Annotated in this window: 20 protein-coding genes and 1 pseudogene; 6 read left to right on the top strand and 15 right to left on the bottom strand. The window is 57.7% G+C overall.

Annotation, left to right across the window (positions count from 1 at the left end):
- Positions 1–19 precede the first annotated feature (19 nt).
- Positions 20–577: pseudogene (locus NW840_RS01505) on the bottom strand (transposase).
- A gap of 101 nt (positions 578–678) precedes the next feature.
- Between NW840_RS01505 and NW840_RS01500 the strand changes: the two are divergent.
- Positions 679–2,454 (top strand): phospholipase D-like domain-containing protein, encoded by a 1,776-nt coding sequence (locus tag NW840_RS01500; RefSeq protein WP_414341959.1) that lies wholly within the window; start codon positions 679–681, stop codon positions 2,452–2,454.
- Positions 2,455–2,749: 295 nt separating this feature from the next.
- Here the strand turns inward: NW840_RS01500 and NW840_RS01495 are convergent, their stop codons facing one another.
- Complete coding sequence (locus tag NW840_RS01495) at positions 2,750–3,727, bottom strand: acetyl-CoA carboxylase carboxyltransferase subunit alpha (protein WP_414341981.1); 978 nt, start codon at positions 3,725–3,727, stop codon at positions 2,750–2,752.
- A gap of 136 nt (positions 3,728–3,863) precedes the next feature.
- Here NW840_RS01495 and NW840_RS01490 point away from each other — a divergent pair, with 136 nt between their 5' ends.
- Positions 3,864–4,415 carry a hypothetical protein gene (locus tag NW840_RS01490; RefSeq protein ID WP_414341956.1) on the top strand — a complete coding sequence of 184 codons (552 nt, stop codon included), beginning with the start codon at positions 3,864–3,866 and terminating at the stop codon, positions 4,413–4,415.
- On the opposite strand, the gene NW840_RS01485 is transcribed toward NW840_RS01490, so the two are convergent.
- From NW840_RS01485 to NW840_RS01425, 13 genes are all read right to left on the bottom strand, one after another.
- Positions 4,391–4,873, bottom strand: coding sequence for a hypothetical protein (locus tag NW840_RS01485; protein ID WP_099812950.1), 483 nt, complete (start codon positions 4,871–4,873; stop codon positions 4,391–4,393). The two genes, NW840_RS01490 and NW840_RS01485, sit on opposite strands and share 25 nt — an antisense overlap.
- A gap of 3 nt (positions 4,874–4,876) precedes the next feature.
- Positions 4,877–7,648: a response regulator gene (locus NW840_RS01480; RefSeq protein ID WP_414341954.1), complete on the bottom strand. Its 2,772-nt coding sequence runs from the start codon at positions 7,646–7,648 to the stop codon at positions 4,877–4,879.
- A 1-nt stretch (position 7,649) separates the two neighbouring features.
- Entirely contained in the window at positions 7,650–9,887 is a 2,238-nt protein-coding gene (locus NW840_RS01475) for a methyl-accepting chemotaxis protein (protein ID WP_414329978.1), read from the bottom strand.
- A 54-nt stretch (positions 9,888–9,941) separates the two neighbouring features.
- Complete coding sequence (locus NW840_RS01470; RefSeq protein ID WP_011430974.1) at positions 9,942–10,490, bottom strand: chemotaxis protein CheW; 549 nt, start codon at positions 10,488–10,490, stop codon at positions 9,942–9,944.
- 107 nt (positions 10,491–10,597) lie between these two features.
- On the bottom strand, positions 10,598–10,972 hold the full coding sequence (locus NW840_RS01465; RefSeq protein ID WP_011434291.1) for a response regulator: 375 nt from the start codon (positions 10,970–10,972) through the stop codon (positions 10,598–10,600).
- A gap of 47 nt (positions 10,973–11,019) precedes the next feature.
- Positions 11,020–12,264, bottom strand: coding sequence for a response regulator (locus NW840_RS01460; RefSeq protein WP_414341953.1), 1,245 nt, complete (start codon positions 12,262–12,264; stop codon positions 11,020–11,022).
- Between the two features lie 386 nt (positions 12,265–12,650).
- Entirely contained in the window at positions 12,651–13,148 is a 498-nt protein-coding gene (locus NW840_RS01455; RefSeq protein ID WP_414329981.1) for a bis(5'-nucleosyl)-tetraphosphatase, read from the bottom strand.
- Between the two features lie 7 nt (positions 13,149–13,155).
- Positions 13,156–14,391, bottom strand: a complete 1,236-nt coding sequence (locus NW840_RS01450) for a hypothetical protein (RefSeq protein ID WP_011434288.1) — start codon at positions 14,389–14,391, stop codon at positions 13,156–13,158.
- 129 nt (positions 14,392–14,520) lie between these two features.
- Positions 14,521–14,736: a hypothetical protein gene (locus NW840_RS01445; protein ID WP_414329987.1), complete on the bottom strand. Its 216-nt coding sequence runs from the start codon at positions 14,734–14,736 to the stop codon at positions 14,521–14,523.
- Positions 14,737–14,782: 46 nt separating this feature from the next.
- Positions 14,783–17,014 carry an argonaute PAZ domain-containing protein gene (locus NW840_RS01440; RefSeq protein ID WP_414341951.1) on the bottom strand — a complete coding sequence of 744 codons (2,232 nt, stop codon included), beginning with the start codon at positions 17,012–17,014 and terminating at the stop codon, positions 14,783–14,785.
- Between the two features lie 64 nt (positions 17,015–17,078).
- Positions 17,079–17,555 (bottom strand): hypothetical protein, encoded by a 477-nt coding sequence (locus tag NW840_RS01435; RefSeq protein WP_414341950.1) that lies wholly within the window; start codon positions 17,553–17,555, stop codon positions 17,079–17,081.
- Positions 17,556–17,613: 58 nt separating this feature from the next.
- A complete protein-coding gene (locus tag NW840_RS01430; protein WP_414341948.1) occupies positions 17,614–18,663 on the bottom strand; it encodes a hypothetical protein in 1,050 nt (349 codons plus the stop codon).
- A 267-nt stretch (positions 18,664–18,930) separates the two neighbouring features.
- Positions 18,931–19,542, bottom strand: a complete 612-nt coding sequence (locus NW840_RS01425) for a chromophore lyase CpcT/CpeT (RefSeq protein ID WP_414341946.1) — start codon at positions 19,540–19,542, stop codon at positions 18,931–18,933.
- A gap of 694 nt (positions 19,543–20,236) precedes the next feature.
- Here NW840_RS01425 and NW840_RS01420 point away from each other — a divergent pair.
- From NW840_RS01420 to NW840_RS01405, 4 genes are all read left to right on the top strand, one after another.
- Complete coding sequence (locus NW840_RS01420) at positions 20,237–20,755, top strand: phycocyanin subunit beta (RefSeq protein WP_011434282.1); 519 nt, start codon at positions 20,237–20,239, stop codon at positions 20,753–20,755.
- Between the two features lie 193 nt (positions 20,756–20,948).
- The gene (locus tag NW840_RS01415; RefSeq protein WP_011434281.1) at positions 20,949–21,431 is read left to right on the top strand and encodes a phycocyanin subunit alpha; all 483 of its coding nucleotides are present in this window, start codon (positions 20,949–20,951) and stop codon (positions 21,429–21,431) included.
- Positions 21,432–21,900: 469 nt separating this feature from the next.
- On the top strand, positions 21,901–22,758 hold the full coding sequence (locus NW840_RS01410) for a phycobilisome rod-core linker polypeptide (RefSeq protein WP_011434279.1): 858 nt from the start codon (positions 21,901–21,903) through the stop codon (positions 22,756–22,758).
- 33 nt (positions 22,759–22,791) lie between these two features.
- The gene (locus NW840_RS01405; RefSeq protein WP_414341943.1) at positions 22,792–23,622 is read left to right on the top strand and encodes a HEAT repeat domain-containing protein; all 831 of its coding nucleotides are present in this window, start codon (positions 22,792–22,794) and stop codon (positions 23,620–23,622) included.
- Positions 23,623–23,900: the final 278 nt, after the last annotated feature.

Here is a 23,900-nt window from a genome sequence, read left to right as displayed (position 1 = left end):
CAAGAGCGGGGTTTCAGACCTAGGTTGTGTTGATCTTTAGCCAGAAGAGAGCACCTGCGAAGTAGAGAAAGCTCAAGAAGTTCCTGGCCAACTTGTCAAAACGAGAAAACAAATGCCGATACTGCTTTAGCTTCTGAAAAAAGCACTCTACTAGGTGCCTCTCTCTGTAAACATGCCGGTCGTAATCTCGCACCACCCTCCTCTTCTTCCTAGAAGGAATCACCACCCGACTCTCCCTTATCACTTTCGTGCGTTCTTTTTGCCAGCTGTATCCACCTCGACTCCTGCCCAAGGCTTGCTCCCCTCTGGCTGCACAGGGGTGAGCACGAACGATAGTTGAGTCCAGGATAAGATGCTCTCAATCGGGTTCTGTGATGAAGAACTGAAACATTCTTTCCCAGACTCCCAAGCGACTCCAGTGATGGAATCTTGGGTAAACGGTGTACCACTTTCCACATCTTTCCGGGAGGTAGCGCCAGGGGGAGCCAGAACGAGCCATCCACAGCACGCCCTCGATAAACCGCTTGCATCCTGCCTCTTTGCCAATGTGGGGTTCTGTTCGCAGAAAAGCCAGAATCTTTTGCTATTTATTGTCATCTATGACAAGGCAACTCATCAGACCTTGCCCAAAAACTATCCTCACCTCATACTAAAAGTAAACACAGCCTAGTTTTTTCGATGAACGGGATCCCGTCGTGGCTGCGGCAACTCCGCCGCTGGCTGCCCTGGGCTGCTCTGCTTCTCATTCTGGTCTTGATCGGCTACTGGGTGGGTCCTCGGCCCAGAGCCTACCCCCAAGAGCCGGAGCTGCCCACCCTGGCCCCTCTGCCGCAGCACCCCCGCATCCGGGTGGTGTTCAACCAAAGCCGCGAGAGCACCTATCGGGATCCCTATCGCCAGATCCGCCGCTATGGCTACAACCTGGAAGAGTTGATCATTTCCCAGATTCGCTCCGCTCGTCAGTCGGTGGATATTGCCGTGCAAGAGCTGAACCTACCCCTGATTGCCCAGGCTCTGGTGGAGCGGCGGCAGGCGGGGATCCCTGTGCGTTTTATTACTGAAAACACCTACGTGCGAGCCTGGCACCAGCTCACCCCTGCCGAAGTGCGGGCGCTGGACGAGCGCAGCCGTCGCAAGTTCGAGGAGTACCGCAACCTGGTGGATGTGAACCGCGATGGACGGTTTTCTCCCGAGGAGATTGCCAGCCGAGATGTGTACGCCTTGCTGGATGGGGGGCGGGTGCCCTGGCTGGATGATACCGCCGATGGCTCCAAGGGCAGCGGCCTGATGCACCACAAATTTGTGGTGATCGACGGGCAGAAAATCTTGACCGGATCGGCCAATTTCACGCTCTCTGATATTCACGGGGACTTTGATGCGCCTGGCAGTGTCGGCAATGCCAACCATCTGCTGCTGCTGGACAGCCCGGAGCTGGCCCGCCTCTACACCGAGGAATTCGATCTCATGTGGGGCGATGGCCCCGGTGGCTTGACCGATAGCCGCTTCGGCGTGCAGAAGCTCAAGCGTTCCCTGGAAACGGTGTACATTGACGATGCCATTGTGGGGGTTCACTTTTCTCCTGCCAGTCGCTCCCTGCCCTATGAAGCCACCTCCAACGGCATCATCGCCGCCGCCCTGGCCCAAGCCCGGCGACAGGTGGATCTGGCTCTGTTCGTCTTTACGGATCCGGGCATTGCCAACCAGCTCAGGCAACTGCGCCAGGAGCGTAACGTGGAGATCCGCGGGGTGTTCGATCCCGGCTTTGCCTTCCGCGACTACAGCCGCACCCTGGAGATGTGGGGGCTGTTGCTCCCCGACGAAAAGTGCCAGGTGGAGGCGGCGCGCCTGCCCTGGACGCTGCCGGCCCAGTCTGTAGGCATACCCAACCTCGCCCCCGGCGATAAGCTGCACCATAGGTTTGCCATCATCGATCCCGGCACTCCTCAGGCCACGGTGATCACCGGATCCCACAACTGGTCGATGGCCGCCAATCACGTCAACGATGAAAACCTCCTGATCATCCGCAATAGCCGAGTGGTGGATCACTTTGTGCGGGAGTTCGACCGGCTCATTGCCGATGCCCGCTTTGGCCCCAGCCGCCGCCTGCAACAGCAGGCAGAAGAGGCGTCCCGTCGCTGCCCCAACCCCGTCCCCGTTGCCGCTTCCTTGCCTGAACCGGAGCCGGAGCTGCTGGAAGTCGAGGTCGTTCTTCCTCCTGAGGCGGGATCCCCTTCCCCGTCGGTTGCTTTTCCGGTGGCGTCTCCTGGGGGATCCCCTCGCGTTAACCTGAATACGGCCACGGCGGCGGAGCTGGAACAGTTGCCCGGCATTGGCCCCGCCCTGGCGCAGCGCATTATCGAGGCCCGCCCCTTCTCCTCTTTGGAGGATCTGCAACGGGTCAATGGCATTGGCCCAGCCCGGATTGAGCAGCTGCGGGATCGGGTAACCTGGTAGGAGTTAGCCCCCTCTTGGTCAGGTTGAGGGCGCGGAGTGCTTTCGGAAGTTCATCCCAGAGCAGCTCCTAAAGGGCCTCTCCCCTCGAATAAACCCCAAATTAAACCCCAAATATAGTCATTTCAGTTCAAACCAGGACACTGCACCCACGCCTAAAATGTTGGTCGCATCGGCGTTGCAGAGCAATAATGCAGGGGGCCAAAAGGCTTTTCAAGGACTCCGTCCCGCTGGCGCGATCAATGGCCCAGGTGTCTCACCCTAATCTGAAACGACTATAAATCAGGGATGCATAGGTCTATTCAGAAAGCTCCAGAAACGCTCCCATGCGGCGAAACTTTTGGTAGCGCTCCTCGCGCAATTCTCGCCCGCTCAGGCTAGAAAGTTCCTTGAGATGCCTGAGAAGAGCCTCTTTGAGGGTTTGAGCAGCTTCCAAGGGCGCGCGGTGGGCGCCGCCAACCGGCTCCGGCAGGATCTCGTCGATCACCTCCAGTTGCAGCAGGTCTTGGGCGGTAATGCGCAGGGCTGCCGCCGCTTGGGGAGCCTTCTTGGCATCCTTCCAGAGAATAGCCGCGCAGCCTTCCGGCGAGATCACGGAGTAGACGGCGTGCTCGAACATCAGGATGCGGTTGCCCACCCCAATGGCCAATGCTCCGCCGGATCCCCCTTCGCCGATGACGGTGCAGATGATGGGGATCTCCAGCCGGAAAAGGGTCTGCAGGTTGGTGGCAATGGCCTCTCCTTGGCCCTCAGCTTCCGCCTTGACGCCTGGGTAAGCCCCCGGCGTGTCGATGAAGGTGAGCAGGGGCAGGCCGAAGCGGTGGGCATGTTCCATTAGCCGCAGGGCTTTGCGGTAGCCGGCGGGATTGGGCATCCCAAAGTTGCGGTGGATGTTGTCTTTGGTGTCGCGACCCTTTTGGTGGCCCAGGATCATCACCGGCTGCTCCCCTAGCTTGGCCAACCCGCCCACAATGGCCGGATCGTCCTGGCCGTGGCGATCCCCGTGTAGCTCAAACCAGTCGTCACAGATGGTCTGTACGTAATCCAGGGTGGTGGGGCGGCGGGGGTGACGGGCCACTTGGAGCCGTTCTACCGGCGTGAGCTGGCTGAAGATCTCGCGGCGCAGCTCTTCGGCTTTGGCTTCCAATTGGCGAATCTGCTCAGAGGCATCGATGTCGTTTTCTTCTGCCAAGGCCCGAATTTCTTGAATTCGTTGCTCCAGGGCGGCAACAGGCTGCTCAAACTCCAGCAGCAGGCGGTCGGTGGACTTGGTCATGACCGGTTGGCTAAACTTCGGGGGCGTGCTGTGCCTGGCAAAGGCTGCACAGATTTGGGGATGGGACTTTGATCTTCTCACATGTGGATCCCGTAGGCTAGAGGGAGCAATCCCCCTACTGCCCAAGAGGGATCCCTTGTCTGCCTCTGTCTCTTCTCCCCCTTCACCCCTTCCCCCCTGGCTGCGCTGGGGGGTGGTGGGATCCGTCGTCTTGGCTATCGGGGTGGGAGCCTTTTGGCAATACGGGCGGCCTGAGCGACAAATCCGCGTCCACACGGAGAGATTGCTGCGGGCGGTGGAGCAGCGCAACTGGGATCAGGTGGAGATGTTGGTATCTGAGGCCTATAGCGATGGTTGGGGCCTGAACAAGCAGCGGGCGCTGGCCTACAGCCGCGAGATCTTCGGCCAATTTTTTCGCTTGCGCCTCCAACCCCAAGCGCTGCAGGTGCAGCTCGGCCCAGGGGATCCCAGTCGCCAAGGACAGGCCACTCTCTGGTTTGTGATCGAGGGATCCGGCGGCCCCTTAGCCAACCTGACGCGGGATCAGGTGAACGCCTTGGAGCAACCCTTCCGATTGAATTGGCAGCGACGGGGTGGGGAGCACTTCCGCTGGGAGCTAACCCGCGTGGAGAATCCAGAACTGCAACTGCCCCCTCTCCCCGCTCAAGAACAGACAGGCCAGAGATGAGGGTCGAACACCAACAGGGGGAGCTGGCCTTCGGCTGGCGGGATCCACTGCACAATACCCCGTTGGCGGGCCTGAGCTGCATAGCGGCTGGGGAGAGGCTGCAACTGGGAAGAGGGCAGACGGCGCAGGAGGGGCTGAGTGGGAATGGGCAGAGCCCCTGTTTCTGGGTTGTCGATCTGGTCGGACAATCCGTCCTCAGAACTGCCTGGCTGCAACAGAATAACCCCTTCCGGTTGAAAAGGGATCCCTCGGCCCAGCAACAAACGACCGGTATCCAAAAGCTGGGGGCCGCCCTCCTGAGCAAGCTGAAACTCTGCCCAGCTAAAAACTCGCCGCGCCCGATCAACAGGGAGGCCGAAGCAGTAGGAGCCCAGTTGGAAAGTAATCAAGGTCTGCCGGTTTCTCAGTTGTTCTTGCCGAGCCAGACGACGCAGGCGCAGAGGGGAAAGCAGGGGCATGGACTACCTCGCCATCAAAACGCCGGTGGAAGGTGCCGAAGAGGCTGGTTGCAGCAGTTGCCGCAGCTTTTGGATCAGCTCCTGTTCCTGGAAGGGCTTGGAGAGGTAGGCGCTGGCTCCCAGCCGCTGGGCCAGTTGGCGGTGTTTCTCGCCACTGCGGGAGGTGAGCATGACCACGGGAAGCTGGTCATACAGGGGGTGGGCACGAATCTGGGCCAGCAAGCCAAAGCCATCCAGCCGCGGCATTTCAATGTCGGTAATCACCGCTCGGATGGGAATTCCTCTCTGCAAGTGCTCGAGGGCCTCTTGTCCGTCGCGAGCCTGTTCAACCCGGAACCCTGCTCTTTCTAGGGTCATGGCCAAGAAGCGGCGCACGTTGACCGAATCTTCCACCACCAGCAGGGTGGGCTGGGCGGCAAACCTGGGCTGGGGAAGGGGATCCCTTGCCGACTGACAGGGCTGATCCCGCTGGGCGAGCAGCCAGCTCAAGAGGGCAGGCGGATCCACGAAAAGAGCGATTCGCCCATCGGCCAAAACCGCACAGCCGGAGAATCCCGACGGCAGAGGCAGACCTCCCTCCACCGGGCGCAGAGTTACCTCTTGCTCCCGCCAAAAGCGATCCACCAACAGGCCATAGGGCCGGTTGTCTTCTACCACCAGCAGCACCACAGGTCGGTCGAGAAGGGGGGTCTCGTCAATTTCCCGGCGAGGCTGCCAGCGCGCGAAGCGAAACCAGTGGCCCACAGGAATTAAAGGGATCTGCTCCCCTTCCCAGAGAAAGGAATCGGCAGGCAACTGCGGGGGGATAAGCAATTCTTCCACTGCGTTGGCCGGAAAAGCCAACATCAACCCCTGGCATTCTGTCAGCAGCACGCGGGTGACGCTCAAAGAAACGGGCAGAGTGAGGGTAAACAGCGTGCCCCGTCCCGGCCAAGATTCCACCTGCACCTGGCCGGCAATTCGTTGCAGGTTGGTGCGTACCACGTCTAGACCCACTCCCCGTCCAGATAGCTCGCTGACTCGCTCGGCGGTGCTGAAGCCCGGCTGGAAGATCAACTCCAGCAGCTCCTGGGAGCTGGCCTCAGCCAGGTCGGCAGCGGAAAACCCTATCTGCAAGGCGCGGGCCCGGATTTTATCCAGACAGATCCCTGCCCCATCGTCTCGCACCGTGATCAGAGTGCGGTTGCCCCGTTGGCTGGCGGCAATTTCGATGAGGCCCTTGGCCGGCTTGCCCTGGGCCAGGCGGGTGTCTGGAGCCTCGATGCCGTGGTCAAAGGCGTTGCGCACCAAGTGCAACAAGGGATCCGCCAAGGCCTCCAAAATCGAGCGCTCGATTAGGGTGGATCCCCCCAAGACCCGCAGCTCCACGGGCTTGCCATGGGCTAAGCTCAGCTCCCGCAGCGCTCTGGGGAAGCGATCCGTCAAATCCGATAGAGGCTGCATGCGCACCTGGTCGAGACGGGTTTGCATTTGCCTGGAGAGGCGGCTGAGCTGGCGGGCGCTGCCTTCGGTCTCCTGCAGGGTGGTGTCGATATCGTGGGTTACCTCATCAATTTGCACAACGGTTTCCATCACCTCTTGGGTCAGCAGGTGCATCTCTCCATAGCGATCCATCTCCAAGAGGTCAAAGGTATCGGCCAAGGTCAGGCCGGGATCCCCTTCTTTTTTCAAGAGCACAGAAGCAGGCACGGTGGCAGCGACGCGGTCGTAGCTGCTGCGCAGGCGGCTGTTGGTTTCTTCTAGAGTGCGAACCCGCCGTTTGAACAAGCTGACCAGCTCCCGCAGCCGTTGCAGGCGACTGTTTAAGCGGTTGCGCTCCCCTATGAGCTCTCCCAACAGCTCCCCCAACTGTTCCAGAGGGCGAGCCGGCACCCGTAGCATCTCGGCAGCGCTTTTGGCCCCGGCTGGAATCGAATCCGGCAGCTCGGTGGCTCCTGCCATTGCAGGGGGAGGGGCTTCTGGCGGGGGGGAAACTGGAGGCTCTGCCGGATCCCAGGAGCTGGGGAGAAGAGCGACCTGACCGACCAGCACCAGGGCCTGCGAGCGTCGCCAAGCTTGTAAAGCCGCCTGAGCAACGGGCAACACCTGCTCCTTGGCATTTGGCGGCAGCGTCTCCAGAGCTTGGACTACTGAGCCGCACAGGGTGGCAAAGGCAGGCAGATCCAACATTTCCCCCAGCGCCCCCAGCTCTTGGGCAGCAATGAGAAACTCCTCCCGCAAACAGGGCTGCTCGGGGTGGGCCAGCACACCTTCCAACCGCTGCAGACAGGCCTCCACCTCGGTTGCAAACAGCAGCACCCGCATATCGCCCCCGGCCTCTGCTGCCAGGACTTGGACGTTGTCCTCAGGCTGCAACTCTCCCAACTGCTCTCGCAATTGATCGAAAAGAGGCTGCACCCGCTCTGCCAGCCAAGATTCGTCCAAAAGCCGCTGCTGGCGGTGCTGCTGGGCTATTTGGCGCATGCAATCCAACGCCGCCAAGAGGTTGCGCTCCACTGCGGGGTCGGCTTTTTGGGGATCCACCTGCAAGATCTTGAAACCATCTTCCAGGCGATGGGCCAAGTCGCTAAGCACCGGAAAGCCCATCATGGCCGCCCCGCCCTTGATGGAATGAGCAGCCCGCAGCAAGCGATCCAAACGGGGGCGATCCAAACTCTGGGATCCCAGGCCCAACACCCCTGCCTCCAGGGTGTCGAGGTAAGCCTGGGCTTCGTCCAAAAACTGCAGCCTAACCTGCCACTCGCGTGGGTCGAGGGAAGTGGGATTCGGCCCCATGCTAAACCGCCTCCCCCACCTTGAAGGTGGACACAGAAGTCTGCAACTGACGGGCAACCGCCACCGTAGCCTGGAGAGAGTTGGCCACCTGCTGCGAGGCTGCCGCCGTCTGGGCGGCAATGTTGGCGATTTGCTGCATCAACTGGCGCACCGTTTGAGATGCATCTGCCTGGGCATCGGTGGAGCGGGCAATGGCCTGAAAGAGCTGGTTCACCTGCCGCGAGACTTCCACAATTTGTCCCAGGCTCTGCTTGGCTGCTTCCACCAAGCGGGTTCCCTCCACCACCTGGCCGGTGCTGGTTTCCATCGCCTGTACCACCTCGCCGGTTTCCCGTTGGATCCCTTCCACAATGCGCTCGATCTCGCGGGTGGCTTCTGCCGACTGGGCCGCCAGTGCCCCGACTTCCTCGGCGACCACCGCAAAACCTCGCCCTTCTTCGCCGGCACGGGCTGCCTCGATACTGGCGTTCACCGCCAAGAGGTTGGTTTTCAGCGCAATCTGGTTGATCAAGGACACCACCTTGGAAATCTGCTGGGAAGATTCCCCCAGCCGCTTCACCTTCTTGGCCGTTTCGGCCACCGTTTCCCGCAGTTGCAGGATGTTTTGCACTGTGCGATCCATAGTCAAGCTGCTGTTGATGGCCGTGGCGGCGGCAGATTCGGCAACGGTGGCGGCCTGTTGGGCTTTATCGGCTACCTCCTCGATTGAGAGCGTCATTTGCTCGACAGAGCGCAAGGTCTCTTCGATTTGGGTGGCCTGTCGGAGAGCGGCTTCGGCCAACTCGCGAATGGCTGCCTCGTCACGACCAATGGATTGGTTGACTTGACCGGCGGCCTGCTGCACTTGAATCACGATGTCGCGCAAGCTCTCGATAATGACGTTGAAAAAGTCCGCCATGATGCCAACTTGTCCGGCTGTTAGCTGCGCCCGCACCGTGAGATCCCCCCGCGAGGCTTCTGTGACCTCGCTGATAAGCTGCAGCAGCTCTCTTTGCAGCGCTTCCGACCGCTCCCGTTCCTGGGCGGCCACGGCTTTTTGCTCCAGCGCCCCCAGGTTACCCAAAGCTTGACCCAGGCGGTTGGCCAGCTCTGCCAAGGTTTTCTGTTCTTCGTCAGACCAGCTCTGGCTTTGGGCGCGGCCTATTGCCAAAAAACCGTAAAGCTCATCGCCACGCACCACCGGCGCTATCATCTCGGCTTTCAGTTGGGCTGTGGCCAGCCTCTGCAGGTAGTCGGCGCCCAGATCTGGCCTAGGCACCGGGCCAAAAGCGTAAACTTGCCCGCCGTGGAGAGCCTGCTGGATCGGAGCCGGGATCCTGCGGAGGAGGGTGCCCAAGGTGTCGGGCAGGCGGCTGTCGTGAGATTCAGCGATAACCTGCGCCTCTTCGGGAGCGGTCAAGCGATAGAAGGCCACTCGTTCGGCACCGAAGCGCTGGCGCATCTCGCCCAACAAGTCAGTTAGGGGATCGATCAGCTCTTGCTCTTGGCGAATCCGGGCAATATCGGCAAACCGCTGGGCCAGTCGGGTGTCGGAAACTTGTCGCTCGTAGGTGGCGTTGCGTTCCCGCACAAAGTTGCGCACCAGGATCAAAATGATCCCCCAGCTCAGCAGCAGAATCGGGAAGCTGATGCCGGAAAAGATCAAAGCCTGCAGCAGATCTTGCTCGTAAAGCTGGACGCTGGCCTGAATGTTGCTGCGAATGGCCTCCAGGGTTTGGTTGATCCCTTCGGCGTAGATGCGCTTTTGCTCTTCGTACTCAGGGCTGTGCAGCAAGTTGAAAGCCCGTTCCTGCTCGCCGGCCCGAATCAGATCAAAAGCCTGCACTTCCCACTCCACCAGCTTGATGTTGGCTGCTGTGGTTTTGGCTGCATAGGCTTCGTAAGAGGCGGGATCCAATTGCTGAATCTCCGCCAGCACCTCATCCAACTGAGGGACATGGATGTTGTAGCGCTCTTCCCAGGACAGATCCCCGCTGGCAGCGGCCATGCGGGCAGACATGGTCAAGACTTCATCCAAATAGATCACCTGATCGCTCAGGTTTTGCAGGGTGAACTGCCGCGAGATCGCCGGCTTGAACTCGAAATAGGTGCGGGCTACGCTGCCGGCAGAGACGGCAAACAGCAGGGAGCTGATGCCCAGAGGAAAACTGATTGCCAGGGCCAGGCGGGATCCCGCGACTTTGCGTTGGGGCCGAGAAGATGGAGCAGGCCTGAGAAAGAGGGGACGGAAGGAAACCATAGAATTTTGCCTTTAAGTGAGGGTAAGTCGGGGAAAAGGTCGCCAAGATCAAGATCAAGGGTTTGCCGAGGAATCAACTGAGTTGAGCTTTTGGACAATGGCAAGAGGGTCGAGCACCCAGAGAGGCTCATCCCCTTCCAACACCAGCCCTTTGCAAGAGTCGTAGAAGTTCTCCAGTCGAAAGTTGTTTTGTGCTGCCTGGGCTTTTGTTAAGGGTTGGATCTCCTCGGCGGGCACTCGAGCTACTCCTTTCACGTGTTGGGTTGCCAGGCCCAAGCCTGTTCGCACTGGCGATGCAGAGCCCCCAAATTCTGGGCGCATCACCACCAAGTGGTGTTCGGGCTGCCCAAAGTCCAAGGGCTCTAGGCCGAGAAATTGCGGCAGATCCAGTCCCCAGAGAATGCGATTGCGATAGTTGAACAAGCCCAGCACCCATGCGGGCTGGTTGGGGAGAAGGGTAAAGTGGTGCGGGCCAACAATTAGAGCTTCCTGGGCAAATGCCATGGGCAAAAGGGCCCGACAGTCTACCCCCAACTGTAGATGTAAGTACAGCTCGCCGGTACGGGTAGAAGTAGGGCTGTGTGGGGAGAAAGCTACCGCCATTGCCGTTCTCGCTCTGCCAATTCTAAGACATCTCCTAAGAACAATTCGTGATAATCACAGGGATCCTAACTGGAGGCGCAGCTCAGCAAGGACAGGAGTGGCAAAAATCATGAGCTCGGGCTGAGCACTACTGATTTCACGGCCCGCAAAATGTCTTCGCGGGTAAAAGGCTTGGTCAGATAAAGATCGATCCCTTGCTTCATGCCCCAGAGTTTGTCCAGCTCTTGATTTTTAGAAGTACAGGCCACAACGGGCAACTTTTGGGTTTCCGGGTTTTTCTTGATTTGGCGGCACAATTCCAGCCCGCTCATGCCTTCCATGACCAAGTCCGTCAGCACCACATCGGGTTTGTCGTTGCGGATCTGCTGCAATGCCTCTTGGGCGTTGGCCACCGCTACCACCTGATAGCCTTCTGAGCGGAGGTAATCGCTGATGAGCTGTCGCTCCGAGGCCACATCTTCCACCACAAGAACTTTCACCATGATCGACATCTCCTTACCTCTTTTTCGACGAACCTTTAGAGGGATCCCTAGCTGAGATAGCGAAACACCATCTGCAGCAATTCTTCCTGCCGAAAGGGCTTGGTCAGGTAATCGGTGGCACCGGCCAGGCGCGCCTTCACCCGATCGATCAGACCTTTGTGGCCTGTGACCATCACCACCGGCACATCCTTTAACACGGAGGATTTGCGGATGAGGCTGCACAATTGGTAGCCATCCACGTTGGGCATACCCACGTCCAGCAGGATCAAATCTGGCTTGAGGGTGGTCAGCTTCATCAGGGCTTTCAAAGAGTCGCTGATGGCGTGAATGACCAGGTTGTGCCCTTCCAACAACCGCTGCAACTCGCTGAGCATGGCTTCGCTGTCGTCAATACAGGCCACAATCCAGGTTTTCGAGGCTTGGGGAGATGGGCCTAGATCTGCAAGCCCGTTGGCCAGGTGAAGAGGGACGGTGGGAGTTTCTGAGGGCTGTGATTCTGTCTCAAGCTTGGCCGAGTAGGTTTTGGGCAGCCGATCAAAGGGGGGCTGGGGATCCCGCAGGACAAGGATACCGGCTTTGACCAGAGGATGTAGGCGGCGAGCGATCTGGAGGTCGTCTTGATCGAGAAGGGCGCTCAACTGGCGGAAGCTAAACCCCTTCAGTAACCGGCCTAGCCGTTCCTGTTGCTCGGCGGGAAGGCGTTCTGCCTGGGCCCGGCTGGCAAAGTAGGGCCGTTGGTAGGGGGAGGTGATCTCAGGCCCCAAAGATTGCCATGCCCGTAGCCGCTTTTGGATCAGGTCGAGCAGGGATCCCCCATCCCACTGGCCCAGGGTGGGCACGTTGTCCAGTGGGATGATCTCCTGCTGAAAGCCCCCTGGAACCAGCAACAGATTTTGCAGCACCTCCTCGCCGATCCAAGCATTCAACCTGCGCGCAGCTTCCCAAGGCAGCAGTTGCTCCGTTACCATCCAACTCAGCCCCAGAAGGTCTGCAGGTAGAGGCCCAGTCTCCTGAGCCAATAGCGCCTCCACCTGCCGATGGATGCGTAGGCAATTTTGGCGAGTCAGAGAAAAGACTTGATGGCTGAGCCGACGCAGGTGGCGATCCAAGCGCTCCAAGGGCTCCAAGCTGTGGTGAGCAAACCCCAGGCGACCTTGGTGAAACACCAATGACCAAGTGCCCAGCCCCTCCCCTTTGTCCAAGGCACTGAAATACCGAACAACTCCTGTGAAGCTGACCTCTGCGTTCAGCAGATGGGCCGAGACTTCTGTACAGACGGGGGGACGGTTCATGGGTCGAGAGGACGTGCTCGGAACAATTTCCTGCGCTGAGGTTGATGACACGACTGAAGTCTTAGCTACCCCACAAGCCGGTGAAAAAATGCTTTCCAGAATACAGTTCAAGCCCAGCCCTGACCCAGACGAGATCTTTAGATGAGCCAAGCCCAACAAGACGGCCAAGGCTGCACGAACTCAAAGGCAGTTTCAGCGTTCAATCCGTATTCAGAAAAACTCTCCTCCTGGGGAGATCGATGACTATTGCTCATCAGCCAATCTCTAAAGGTGAAGGCTAGCCCTCAGATTGTCTGCTGGCTTTCTTACTCGGGAACTTCCCGCGGAAAGCCTGCAAGACAAGATAAAGGTAACCCCGATAAACCTCTTCCGTAAAAATACGGAACTTAGGTCTTCTCCAATTTCCAAAGCTGCTCCAGGTGGGCTTGGCAGCGGCGCAGCAGTTGCCGACTCTCTTCAAAACTGATCTGCTCCAAGGCTTCGGGGTAGGAGCACCAGCGGTAGGCGGCCACCTCCTCTGGTTGCACCTGTAGCTCAGGGGGAGGAAATTGGGGCGGCAGCAAGGCCACGTAGTAGGTAACGGTTTTGGCCACTCGGTTCCCCTCTGGATCCGTAAAGGTGTAGGCTTCCTGCAGCGTCAAAGGGTCAGACTGGCCGGGCAGGGTCAGAAGCTGGTAGTCGGTCAAGCCGGTTTCCTCTCGCAATTCTCGCTGCGCCGCCTCCAGGTCGCTTTCGGAGCTATCCTTGTGCCCTTTTGGGAAAGCCCAATGCCCCTTCTGGTGCTGGATGAGCAGATACAAATGAGAAGAGCCCAGTCTGGGAGCTTCCTGGGCGGGTGGGTGGGGCAGGATGGGGATCACCCCATAGGCAGCATCTATCAGCATTGGGGAGCTAATCTCCAAAGAGTTTGATGGCTGGCGGCTTAGGAGCGAAGACCTCGTTGGGATCCACCTGCGGGCGCTCTACCCCCTGCAGGGGCGAGAGGGGGCGACCGGTGTCGAATTGGAAGAGATAGATGGGCAACTGGCCATTCCCCAGAGGCAAAAGAGCTAAAGTATCGATTTGGGTCAGGGCGTTGCGGCTGGTGGGTCGGGTTAGGTTGAAAGCAACGATTCGGTCTTCCAAGGAATTGTCCGGGCTGGAGCGCCGGCCCAGGCCAATGCTGAACTGCTGGTTGCCCTGCTCATCCACTCCCAAGGCCCGCACATCTCCCAACTCCGCTTGAGGAGCGCTCCCCGGCAGGCCGGCTACCACCGGCGGCGCATCCACCGGCGGCTGCGAAGGCAAAAAGCGCAACTGCGTCCCTTCTGGCAAAATGCGGTAGTCCTGGTAGTCATGCTGGATGGACAGGGATCCCCTGAACACGCGGCGGTTCAGGCCCTCCAGGGTCCAAAAGCCATAGCCCAAATTGATGCGGGTGCTCTCCGGCAGCCAGTAGCGCTCCCCTCCCTCGGGAGCTGGCACCGCCGTAAACCCCATCAGGACATAGGCCTGCCCCCACACCCCCGACAAAAACAGCAACACCTGCCGCGGCAGCCCCGACTGCGGATCCAGCCACAGCTCCCGCAACTGGCCTTCCTGAATGGGCTCTAGGCGCAAGTGCTGGACAGGGGATCCAGCCAAATCCACCCGTTCTGAGGAGAGGACGCGGTAGCGGCTGGGATCCGCCTTCAAGTAAAAGCTCACCGAGGGCAAGAGGGCTTCCGGTCGGCTCACATACACCGAGTACAGCTGCAGCAGATCCGACTGGTTCACCACTTCCAATTGGCGCGAATCCAAGAGGCGGATGCGATCCCCTTCGGCTACCCAAGCCTGCCAACTGCCGTCGCGGCGGTAGAGCACATCCAACGTGGCTGTGAAGGTTTGGGATCCCTCCACCCGCACCTGCTGGCGATATTGCAAGTTGGGCAAAGGGGGCAATTGCTCTAGAGCGGCGTTGTAGCGCTCCAGCCAAGCTTGGGGATCCTGCTTAGGGCTGGCAAGAGAAGAGGGAGCCGATTGGGCCACGGCTGGATCCCCTGACGGCAGACCGACCAGTCCCGTTGCCAGGAACACCACCCCGCCGAGATAGCCCCAGCCTCGAAGGGATCCCTGCCGCTTCCTAAATTGGGAGGGCTCAGGGAACATCAGCTCACCTCGCAACACCGCTCTTGCTGCCCTTCTTGTCGCTGCTTGTGCCCGGATCAGAGCGCTTCCCACACCTGAGAGAAAGCGTTCGGAAGGGATCCCTACTCTCTGCCCGCCGATTGAGTACGCCTATTCAATGGAAATGGATTGGGGGCCGTCGGAGCGACCGGAAGGCGGGGGCTCCTCCACCCTCAGCCCCTGGGACTCCAGCCAACTGCGCAGCGGATCTTGCTTCACATCCAAACGCAGCAGGCCGCTGAGAAAACCGCCACAGAACGGAACAGGATTGCTCAGAAAGGTCTTCCAGACCTCATTCATCTCCACCATAGCCGCAACACCAACCACCCCCCCAATCCTAGCAAGGCCGGCAGGTGGGGATCCCCTCCCTTGGCTAGACGGCAATCAACTTCTCTCGGTTTATGTTCTGCAGCACACTAAAAATGCTGTTGCCAATGCGCTGGAACTCTTTACTGCTTTTGTCGGCAAAGTGCAACACCCAAGGGAGCCTACAGGCTTGAAAACCACTAGCAGGATGAAGCTGGGAGAGATGGTAAGTTTGTATAGCCAGAACTTCCAAAGGAGTGTTGCCGTGTTCATGGACAACTCGCAGCGGTCTTGCGCTGCCAATTGGCACCGAGGACTTCTTAATGGGCTGGCTTGTTACGAGCATAAATGACCTTCGTTCATGGTCAAAAATGACAGTGCCCATTGCAGCGTCTCTATAGCTTCCTTTTTCCTCTCTTCCCATTCTGACTGTGCCACTTTTGCGCACTCCAACAATATCCACAGCAATCTTTTCTTTTCTTAGTTCCTCAATTGTTTTATCAAATTCGCCTCTTTGAACTAAGCCATCCCTCATCAAAAGAACCTTTCTAGGGTATCGATGAAATTTGTTGTAGAATCTATTGACGAGCTTGGACACGGTTTGATAAATTGCCTCGCCGGAAAAAGTTTCTCCTCTTTGTATATCGGGCAACTCCCAGCCTAAGCTTTGACCATTGGCCAGTACCGCGAAGGCAGAGGTTCCGTAGTAAAGCTCTCGATTCGTCCCCACATCAAAACCAATGGTAAGCTCGGAGCACTCAGGATGATCGAGGGGTTCAAGCAACACGGGTTGCCACGCAGCTTTACACAGAAGTCCTAGTACGACATTTAGAGCTTTGTAGGGGTCAGCTCCAGGAATCATAAACTGAGTTGCTATTCCTGCTCGAAGTGCTTGCAAGCGGATCTTTTGCTTGTGCTCATTAGGCGACAAGGGCATGACAACCAGAACGGTTTTGATCCCTTTGTCGGCCCAGCTTTGCCAAAACCTCTGTTGAGCAAGGTCGCCTTCAGGCAAATCTTGACGGGTTGCGTAAAAGTCTATTTCAACTCTTGCTCCGCTCTTTTTAGCTACTTCAAGTAGGCACTTGCGAACCTCAGTAGGATACTCACGTTTATTATCGTCAAGATTTAGAAGTCCAAACTTTGTCTCGCCAACTCTTGCACATCCTTGGTACCTAACTCTCGCGGGGTTTTGGACTTGTCTATGACCAAACCCCAATAGCCTTGGACTTGGCATAATGTATCCTTCTGCTTTTAGGGGATCAGCCTGAAAGTCAGAAATATTGTAGACATTTTCTATAATAGTTTTTGCGGTCTCTTTAGACTCTTTCAATCTCTCTTCTAAACTTTTTCTGATGTGCTCGCTAACCAAGGAGCTAACTTTTTTGCCAGTCCATCTTTGATCTTCTATACTTGCTAGCATCTCCAAAGTTAAAACAGGCGACAGTCTCCGCGATAGATGAAGGATAGGCTCTGCCTTTTGTCTGAAATTGCGTTCTCTCGAGACCACTTGAACCACCAGAGAGCCATCAACTTCTTCTGGAGTTGCTCCGTACTTCTGTACATGATAATCCGCTAAGCTAGTGTTTAGCTCCGCTAACCATACTTCCCTTGGCGACTGATTGGAAATAATGCCTCGATACTCCCAAGTTGGGTATTTATTATTTTTTGTCCTGTATGTGTTTCGTACAATTTCAATTGAGACATCTGGGTAATTTTCCAGCCACTCATGCAGCGTCCATGGGCTGTAGAAATGGTATCGGATGTCGATCTCTAGATAGAGCTTCTTATCTTGTCTAATAACAACGTCTAGCTCTCTTCCTCTGTGAACCTCCCACCCATCTCCGCAAAGTGGTTTTACTCCTTCAATCCGTTCTACTCCTTCCAGACCCGTAACCCACCAGATCAATCCTCCTCCTGTTGATCGCTCAATCTCTGTTTTTTTGTACTTAGATCTTAGACTCCAATCTAGTTTCTTGCGCTCGAAAGTTTCTAGAGCCTGTCTCTCTGTAGGGTCTGTACAATCTAGAGCCTTAGAACCAAGCTCTTCCAACTCCCATTCCTCTGTTTTGAGTTTACTGGCCGGAACTTTTTCTCGGGTTATGATGCGATTTCCCAGACGAACAGCCATTACACCTAGCTGATTACAAATCTTGGAGAGAGCCCTCTGCTCCTCTCCTAGATCTGGAAGAGGGTTTGGCCTGCAACCATACTCATAGAAGGTGAGCTCTTCTTGAGTTAGCTCCTTGACGAAGAAGCGATTAAGAGTAACCTCAACTTTCTTCTGGAGTAAATTCATTGGCAGACTCTAGTTTCAAGTTTCTCTCTAGGATCTCTAGGATAAGCTCTAATTCTCCTGCTCTTCACGAGGGATCTCCAAACAACCCTGGCGGAGCCAAATCTCTGCTGATCGCCTCCGCCTGAAACCGACCGCTCATGCCCACCACCTGCCACTCGGCGCTGCGATTTCCCTGGCGGAAGCGCAGCCGTCGGGCTCGCAACGGCACCACTTCTACAGCTTCTACCAGAAATTGTTGGTATTCGCCCAAATAGTCTCGGTAATCCGGGGGCAAGTCAGCGCTGCTGTTGATTTGAATCCAAAACACCCGTCCTGCTTCGTTGCCATAGGCGCGGATTTGTTCCTGGCCGCGGTATTGCTCCACCCCGCGCAGCCGCTGTCGTCCCACCTGCACAGACTCAGCCCACTCCGGCAAGGGATCCCCCAAGCTGATCGACCAAGCCGGCCCGCTCAGCCCTAGCCAACAGAGCAGCAGTAGCCCCCAAACCCAAGGCCATCTGTGCAGCGTGCTGTTCCCGGTTTTCAAGGCTCGGCCGAACATGGCAAGTTCTTCTCCGCAAGTGATCCCAATGCTTTTGGATGTTGAAAACAACTTCGTCTCAACGTAGGCGAAAGCCGATCCGACCGCCTTCAATATCAAAGGCAACGTCGGCGTTGAAAAACAGTGGCATGCCCAACAGTTGCACTCCTTGGTTGCCGTCAACAAAAATCCGATCCCGGCTGGGCGTAATGGGAAAGCCAACCCGAATGCGGTAGTCAAAAGCCCCCTCCAGCACAGCTCGCCATTCAGCGCCGGGGGGCAAGGTCGAGGTGGAGAAAGGAGCTGCCCCCAACAGCCTGACGTTGAGAAAAATGTCGGAAGAACCACTGTCAAAAACGGTGGGGCTGAGAGCATTTTGAATAGAAGTGTTGCTAATGCTGTAGGCCACTTGCAAAGCCTCATCCCGCCAGATGGGGGTGCCATCGGGAAAGCTTCCCACCTGGGGAAACTGCCGGAAATTGAAGCCGACGGTGTTGGCAGCCGTTAGGCCAACCGTGAACAGGCCCTGGGTGGAGTTGAAGCCCCCCGTTTGAATAATGTACCCAGAGCGGAAATTGCCCGGAAGGCGGGTGAGCGGACTAAACAGCTCGCGGTCGGGGCTGCGCTCATCCAAGGACGTGCCTAGGATCCCGGCAAAGGGCCGCCCTTCTCCAAACAAGTTCTCTGAACAACTGGCCACCAGGGCGTCCACACAGGTGATCCGGTCGATCAACTGAATCGTTACCGGCTCCCGACTGGGGATCCCGCCTATGCTGAAGGGGGCGCGGGCCAACACCCCGATAAATTGCGTGCCATCTCCGAACGTCACAGTGGAAGGGATCCCCGTCCGTTCCAGGCCAAAGCGACCTGCCGCCGTCGCTACAATGCGCAAACCTGCCGAGCCGGTATCCAGTAACACCTCAGCTCCGCTCCCGGCCACCCCCACTGTCAGGCCCAGGAGCTTGAAGCGGCTGTTGCCCAGGGTACGCACCGGCATGGGAATCGACTCGGTTCCCGGTTGAGGTGGGAGAGGGATCAACGCAGGGGGGGAAGCTGCAGATTCCCCCTGGCCAGAACAGCCGGCACCGAGCAGCAGCAAGGTCAAGATCCCAACCAGGGCGATTGCCATTCCCCAAGGGCTGTGCCAAGCCCGCCCAGACCGTGGCTCATCCTTTGGGCCCGACCTCGCCTGCATTGAATACCCACACTAAGCCGATAAGGAGCGTATCCTGTCTGCAAGCGGCAAAGAACATTCCCATTGCCAGCATGCTCGAACCCGGAAGCATCGCGCGGCAACATTGGATCCCGGCCAAAGACAGTGTACACAAGGCCGACTGAGGGAGAGTGCGCAATACCGTCGTCAACTGTGGGGTTGCAGGGCTGGCTGGGCCGAAGCCTACAGCAGCAGCTCTGCCTGCCAATCGACTACCTTTTGGAAGCGAAAAGCGCCCGCCAGGGCCCCCCAAACCTGTCGGTGGGTGATGGGATCCATCCCTCGGTCATGGCTGCAAAACTCGCTCTCGCTCAGGTGCAAGGTGGTCTGCAAATAGGTGGCTTGGCCGTTGCGCACCACGCAACACCGGCACCCCGGCTCCGTCGCGCCGATGAAGAGGGATCCCTGCCTCTTCACATGCACATCACACCCCTCTAGATAGGCTAGGTCGGCAGCCTGCAGTTGACTCAGTTGGTCTGCCCTTTCCCGAGCACAGCCCCGCCACCGCTGCGGCTCCAGAGGGCGGTAGTTGCGAATCAGGATCCCAGCGCTTGCCTGAGTCAATTCCACCACCGCCTGCCGATAGGGATCTTCCAAATGGCCACTGTAGGCTTGCTCCACATAAAAGCCGATCCCGCCCAAAACGTGGGCCGGCAAGGGGCGATAGGCCACCCGGATCTGGGCGAAAAACGGTGGATTTTCCCAGGCTTGCTCTTGGTTGCTGAAGTCTCCTGCCAACCAGCGCGCCATCTGCAGCAGCTCTGGGGAAGGAGTGCGATCCAACCCAATAGGCATAAGCGGGCATCCAGAACTTCTGTAAAAGGTGTGTACCGAAAATCTTAGGGAATCGAAGAGAACCTTCTCAGATTTTGCCCCAACCTCAGGCCCGACCGAGGATTGCAGCAAGTGTTAAATTATGTATCCTTTATGAGAATGTTCGCTCCGATACTGAAAATGGATCCCTTGCAAGCTGCAAAGCCGCGATCGGGGCTGACATCTTTGTTCATGTTGTAAAGCTAGGCAAAGAAACATTCTCTTTTGTAAAAAACTACTCCCGCGAAGGACAGGGAGAACAGCCTGGGATCCGAGATGGGAAGCAGGTTGGAAACCGATCTAAGACCTTTTGCGCGAGGTAAAGCCGATTTACATTTTTTGATTTCATCGCTTCTTGCCTTCGCGGTAGAAAAAGACTGGAAACAAGGCGAGCCAGCTTCTCCTCGTCTGCCCAGTTGAGGTTGCCAGCAGCGGCTGAGGCTCCTCAGCCCAAGTCCGATCCCTTGGATGAAGGCCTGGATCTGGGAGCGAGCTTCGCTTGCTCATCTTGGTTCTATCGGCTTCGATCCCGTCGGCGGTTCTGTGAGTTAAACAGCACCTCTCGGCACTGGGGATCCAAGCGGTGTTGCATTCCTGGCCGGCAGGTGCTCTCTGGGCCGTTGCAGGGAATGTGGATTCATAACCTCTTTTACTTTTGCTAGGGAGATTCAAAACCATGAACGATGTATTTGGCAAAGTTGTTGCCCAAGCTGACTCCAAAGGCGCTTTTTTGGGAGAGAACGAGTTTGCCGCTCTCCAGCAGGTAATTGCTGAGGGGAACAAGCGTTTGGATGCTGTGAACCGCCTCACCAGCAATGCCTCCAAGATCGTGACCGATGCCATCCGTCAGTTGTTTGCCGAGGAGCCCAATTTGAACGCTCCCGGTGGCCCTGCCTACCCCAGTCGTAACGTAGCCGCCTGTATGCGGGACATGGACATTATTCTCCGCTACATCACCTACGCAGTGGCAGCCGGAGATGCCAGTGTGCTGAACGAGCGCTGCCTGAACGGCCTGCGGGAAACCTATCAAGCCTTGGGCACCCCCGGCAGCTCAGTGGCCAACGGTATCCAAAAGATGAAAAAGGCTGCGGTGGCGGTGGTAAACGACCCCAACGGCATCACCCGGGGTGACTGCAGCGCTCTGATTGCCGAAATCGAATCCTACTTCGATCGCGCTGCTGCCGCTGTGGTTTGATCCCTTGTGGACTGAAGTTTCTGTTGTGTCCGGATCCAGTTGTGAAGACCTCTCTGGGATCTAAGACAACTCGGGTTGGCAGGGGATCCCTGGAAAAGTAACCTGTTTTGCAGCGATTTTGCAGTTGAGACTTTGAATCTTTTGCTTTGTTTTTTGCATTGAGCTTGAGTTAAGTAAAGGAGCGTTTTGAATCATGCAAACCCCAATTGTTGACGCCATCGCCACTGCCGACAGCCAAGGGCGCTACCTGAGCAACAGCGAATTGCAGGCCATCAATGGCCGTTTTCAGCGGGCTGCCGCCAGCATGGAAGCCGCCCGAGTTCTGAGCAGCCGTGCCGACGAGCTGGTGCGCGGTGCCACCGAAGCGGTTTACGCCAAGTTCCCCTACACCACCCAACCCGGTGGGCAGTGCCACACCCAAGCCGGCAAAGACAAGTGCGCCCGCGACGTGCGCCACTACCTGCGCTACATCACCTACTGCTTGGTAGCCGGTGGCACCGGTCCTCTGGACGAGTATCAGTTGGCCGGGATCCGCGAGATCAACGCCGCTTTTGAACTCTCCCCCAGTTGGTTCATCGAAGCCCTGCGCTACATCAAAGCCAACCACGGCCTGACCGGGCAAGCGGCCACCGAAGCCAACACCTACATCGACTACGCCATCAACGCGCTCAGCTAAACCCTTGGCTTGGGATCCCTCTAAAAGGGCGACGCCGGCTAGCCAGTTGGCTCATCCCATAAACCAGGGGGGATGGCGAGGGAAGGTTGTTGAGGGCAACGGTGGTGAGCCTGCTACGTTGCGGAGAGATACGTTTGACCACGTGGGTTTGCGGATCAGTCTCCCCAATAGGAAGGCGCCACTGTTGCTCTTCTGCAGCTTGGGGCTGCCGATTTTTGATTTCTAATTTTAGTTTTCGATTTCTACAGTCGTTTCAGGCTAGGGTGAGACGCCTGGGCTATTGATCGCGCCAGCGGGACGGAGTCCTTGAAAAGCCTTTTGGCCCCCTGCATTATTGCTCCGCAACGCCGACGCGACGACGCAACCAACACTTTAGGTGTGGGTGCAATGTCCTAGCTTGAATCGAAATGACCCTAAACGCAAGCTTGTTCTCAATCTGTGTCCATTCAGTTCAATCGGGGGAATTAGCATGAGTGCAATTACAGCGGCAAGCCGGATGGGGATCCGGGGCATTACGGAGACCACCCCACTGGAGTTGCGCCCCAACGCCAGCCAGGATCAGCTCAATGCGGTGCTGCGGGCCATCTACCGTCAGGTGCTGGGCAACGACCATTTGTTTGGGGCCGATAGGAAGGAGCTAGCCAGTGCGGAATCGCTGCTGCGCCAGGGCAGCCTGACGGTGCGGGAGTTTGTGCGATTGATCGCCAAGTCCGAAGCCTACAAAAAGCGGTTTTTCTACCCCAACTCGCAAACCCGGGCCATCGAGCTCAATTTCAAGCATCTGCTGGGACGCGCTCCCACCAGCCCCAAAGACATCGCCCGCCATTTGGACATCTACCAATCTGGCGGCCACAGCGCGGAGATCGATTCCTACATCGACAGCCCAGAATACCTAGAAGCTTTTGGAGACAACATCGTCCCCTACCCGCGTGGGTTTGAATACCGCAAGGCTCATTCCACCCGCGACTTTACCAATCTCTTCGCTCTCTACGGGGGCTACGCCAACAACGATCGCTCCCAAGGGCCCAGACCCCGTCTGATGATGCCTTTGGCCACCGGGTTTACCCCGGCCATTCGCCGCATTGGGGTGCGGGGCCTGCTGCCGCCCAGCCCCATTTCCAAACACCTGGGGCCGCCAACGGGCCAGTCGGATCGCATGTTCTGTGTGGAAGTGACCCGACTGCTGAATCCGCCTTCGGCGCTGGCCACTTCCAGCCGAGTGCGCAAATCCAACCAGCAGATTTTCGTCTCTGCCGATCAACTGTCGGCGACAATGCAGCGGTTGCTCAAATCGGGCGCCAAGATCGTCAGTGTCCGCAGCGCTTAATCCCTTCTCGGTGTCTTCTCCGTTGTTGATTCCATGACCACTGCTGTTCCTCTGGATCCCAATCCGTCGGTGGATCTCACCCCGGCTGGACAAATCGCCAAGCTGCGCCACGGGGATCCGGGGGAACGCTACTATGCCGCTTGGTGGCTGGGACGCATGCGCATCGTCGAAGGGATCCCGGCCCTGATCGAGGCCCTGGCCGATGAAACGGATCGCACCGCTCAAGGGGGATATCCGCTGCGGCGCAACGCTGCTCGTGCTTTGGGTAAACTGGGATCCCTCGCCGGGATCCCTCCCCTGAAGGCGGCTTTGTCTTGCTCCGATGGCCAAGTGGTGGCAGCGGCTGCCCAGGCGCTGGTTGAGATTGCCCTTGCCAACAACCTCCATAGGGATCCCGACGAAGTGGAAAAGCTGGGATCCGCTTTGCTGGAAGGGCTGCGCCGTGTGGAGCAAGGACTGCAGACGGAAGCCCAAGCCGCCCTAGAGGCCATTATCGAGGCTCTTGGACAACTGCAGGTGGCTGCTGCCCTGGAGCCAATCTGTCCCTACCTAGAGCACACTTCCATTCGCTTGCAATGTGCGGCGGCGCGGGCCTGCTATCGTCTCACCGGGGATCCGACTTTTGCCCAGCGCCTGCTGTCGGTGTTGAATCACCACAACATCCATCTGCGGCGGGCTGCCCTTTTGGATTTGGGGGCCAGTGGCTATTTGCCGGCAGCACAAGCCATTGCGGTGGCGGCGGTGGAGGTCAACCTGAAGCTCCTCGCCCTCAAACAGTTGGTGGAGATCAACCTGGAACAACATCAAAGGATCCCCGGTGCTGAGCTGCAGCAGGTGCTCCGGCTGATCGACGAGCTGCTGTGAGCGGTGGTGCTTCTGGGCCCTTGCTGTTCACATTAGCGGGACGGAGTCCTTTGCAACTGACCTATCAAGGCATTGCCCATGAGTTTGTGCATCCCTCTGCAGCGATTCAAAGCCGTCAGAATCTGTCCGCTCGGCACCAGGGTTGGGCTCCGTGGCTGTAGCACTGCCTCAGCTAGAAATCGCAGGAGCCCCGCACTGTACCCGTAGAGTCAGTGCCGGGAGGAATGCGCTTTGATGAAGTACAATGAACTTATGAGCCAAGTCCTGACCATATCCTG

The sequence above is a fragment of the Synechococcus sp. R5-13 genome, from assembly GCF_047462015.1.
Taxonomy (GTDB): domain Bacteria; phylum Cyanobacteriota; class Cyanobacteriia; order Thermostichales; family Thermostichaceae; genus Thermostichus.
Note: the sequence above shows the minus strand (reverse complement) of the source record. Positions and strands in the feature narration are given on the sequence as shown.

Excerpts from the sequence above, each read along its gene's own strand:
- NW840_RS01500 (WP_414341959.1), top strand. The coding sequence starts at position 679 with ATGAACGGGATCCCGTCGTGGCTGCGGCAACTCCGCCGCTGGCTGCCC.
- NW840_RS01495 (WP_414341981.1), bottom strand. The coding sequence starts at position 3,727 with ATGACCAAGTCCACCGACCGCCTGCTGCTGGAGTTTGAGCAGCCTGTT.
- NW840_RS01485 (WP_099812950.1), bottom strand. The coding sequence starts at position 4,873 with ATGCCCCTGCTTTCCCCTCTGCGCCTGCGTCGTCTGGCTCGGCAAGAA.
- NW840_RS01480 (WP_414341954.1), bottom strand. The coding sequence starts at position 7,648 with ATGGGGCCGAATCCCACTTCCCTCGACCCACGCGAGTGGCAGGTTAGG.
- NW840_RS01475 (WP_414329978.1), bottom strand. The coding sequence starts at position 9,887 with ATGGTTTCCTTCCGTCCCCTCTTTCTCAGGCCTGCTCCATCTTCTCGG.
- NW840_RS01470 (WP_011430974.1), bottom strand. The coding sequence starts at position 10,490 with ATGGCGGTAGCTTTCTCCCCACACAGCCCTACTTCTACCCGTACCGGC.
- NW840_RS01465 (WP_011434291.1), bottom strand. The coding sequence starts at position 10,972 with ATGGTGAAAGTTCTTGTGGTGGAAGATGTGGCCTCGGAGCGACAGCTC.
- NW840_RS01460 (WP_414341953.1), bottom strand. The coding sequence starts at position 12,264 with ATGAACCGTCCCCCCGTCTGTACAGAAGTCTCGGCCCATCTGCTGAAC.
- NW840_RS01455 (WP_414329981.1), bottom strand. The coding sequence starts at position 13,148 with ATGCTGATAGATGCTGCCTATGGGGTGATCCCCATCCTGCCCCACCCA.
- NW840_RS01450 (WP_011434288.1), bottom strand. The coding sequence starts at position 14,391 with ATGTTCCCTGAGCCCTCCCAATTTAGGAAGCGGCAGGGATCCCTTCGA.
- NW840_RS01440 (WP_414341951.1), bottom strand. The coding sequence starts at position 17,014 with ATGAATTTACTCCAGAAGAAAGTTGAGGTTACTCTTAATCGCTTCTTC.
- NW840_RS01435 (WP_414341950.1), bottom strand. The coding sequence starts at position 17,555 with ATGTTCGGCCGAGCCTTGAAAACCGGGAACAGCACGCTGCACAGATGG.
- NW840_RS01430 (WP_414341948.1), bottom strand. The coding sequence starts at position 18,663 with ATGGCAATCGCCCTGGTTGGGATCTTGACCTTGCTGCTGCTCGGTGCC.
- NW840_RS01425 (WP_414341946.1), bottom strand. The coding sequence starts at position 19,542 with ATGCCTATTGGGTTGGATCGCACTCCTTCCCCAGAGCTGCTGCAGATG.
- NW840_RS01420 (WP_011434282.1), top strand. The coding sequence starts at position 20,237 with ATGAACGATGTATTTGGCAAAGTTGTTGCCCAAGCTGACTCCAAAGGC.
- NW840_RS01415 (WP_011434281.1), top strand. The coding sequence starts at position 20,949 with ATGCAAACCCCAATTGTTGACGCCATCGCCACTGCCGACAGCCAAGGG.
- NW840_RS01410 (WP_011434279.1), top strand. The coding sequence starts at position 21,901 with ATGAGTGCAATTACAGCGGCAAGCCGGATGGGGATCCGGGGCATTACG.
- NW840_RS01405 (WP_414341943.1), top strand. The coding sequence starts at position 22,792 with ATGACCACTGCTGTTCCTCTGGATCCCAATCCGTCGGTGGATCTCACC.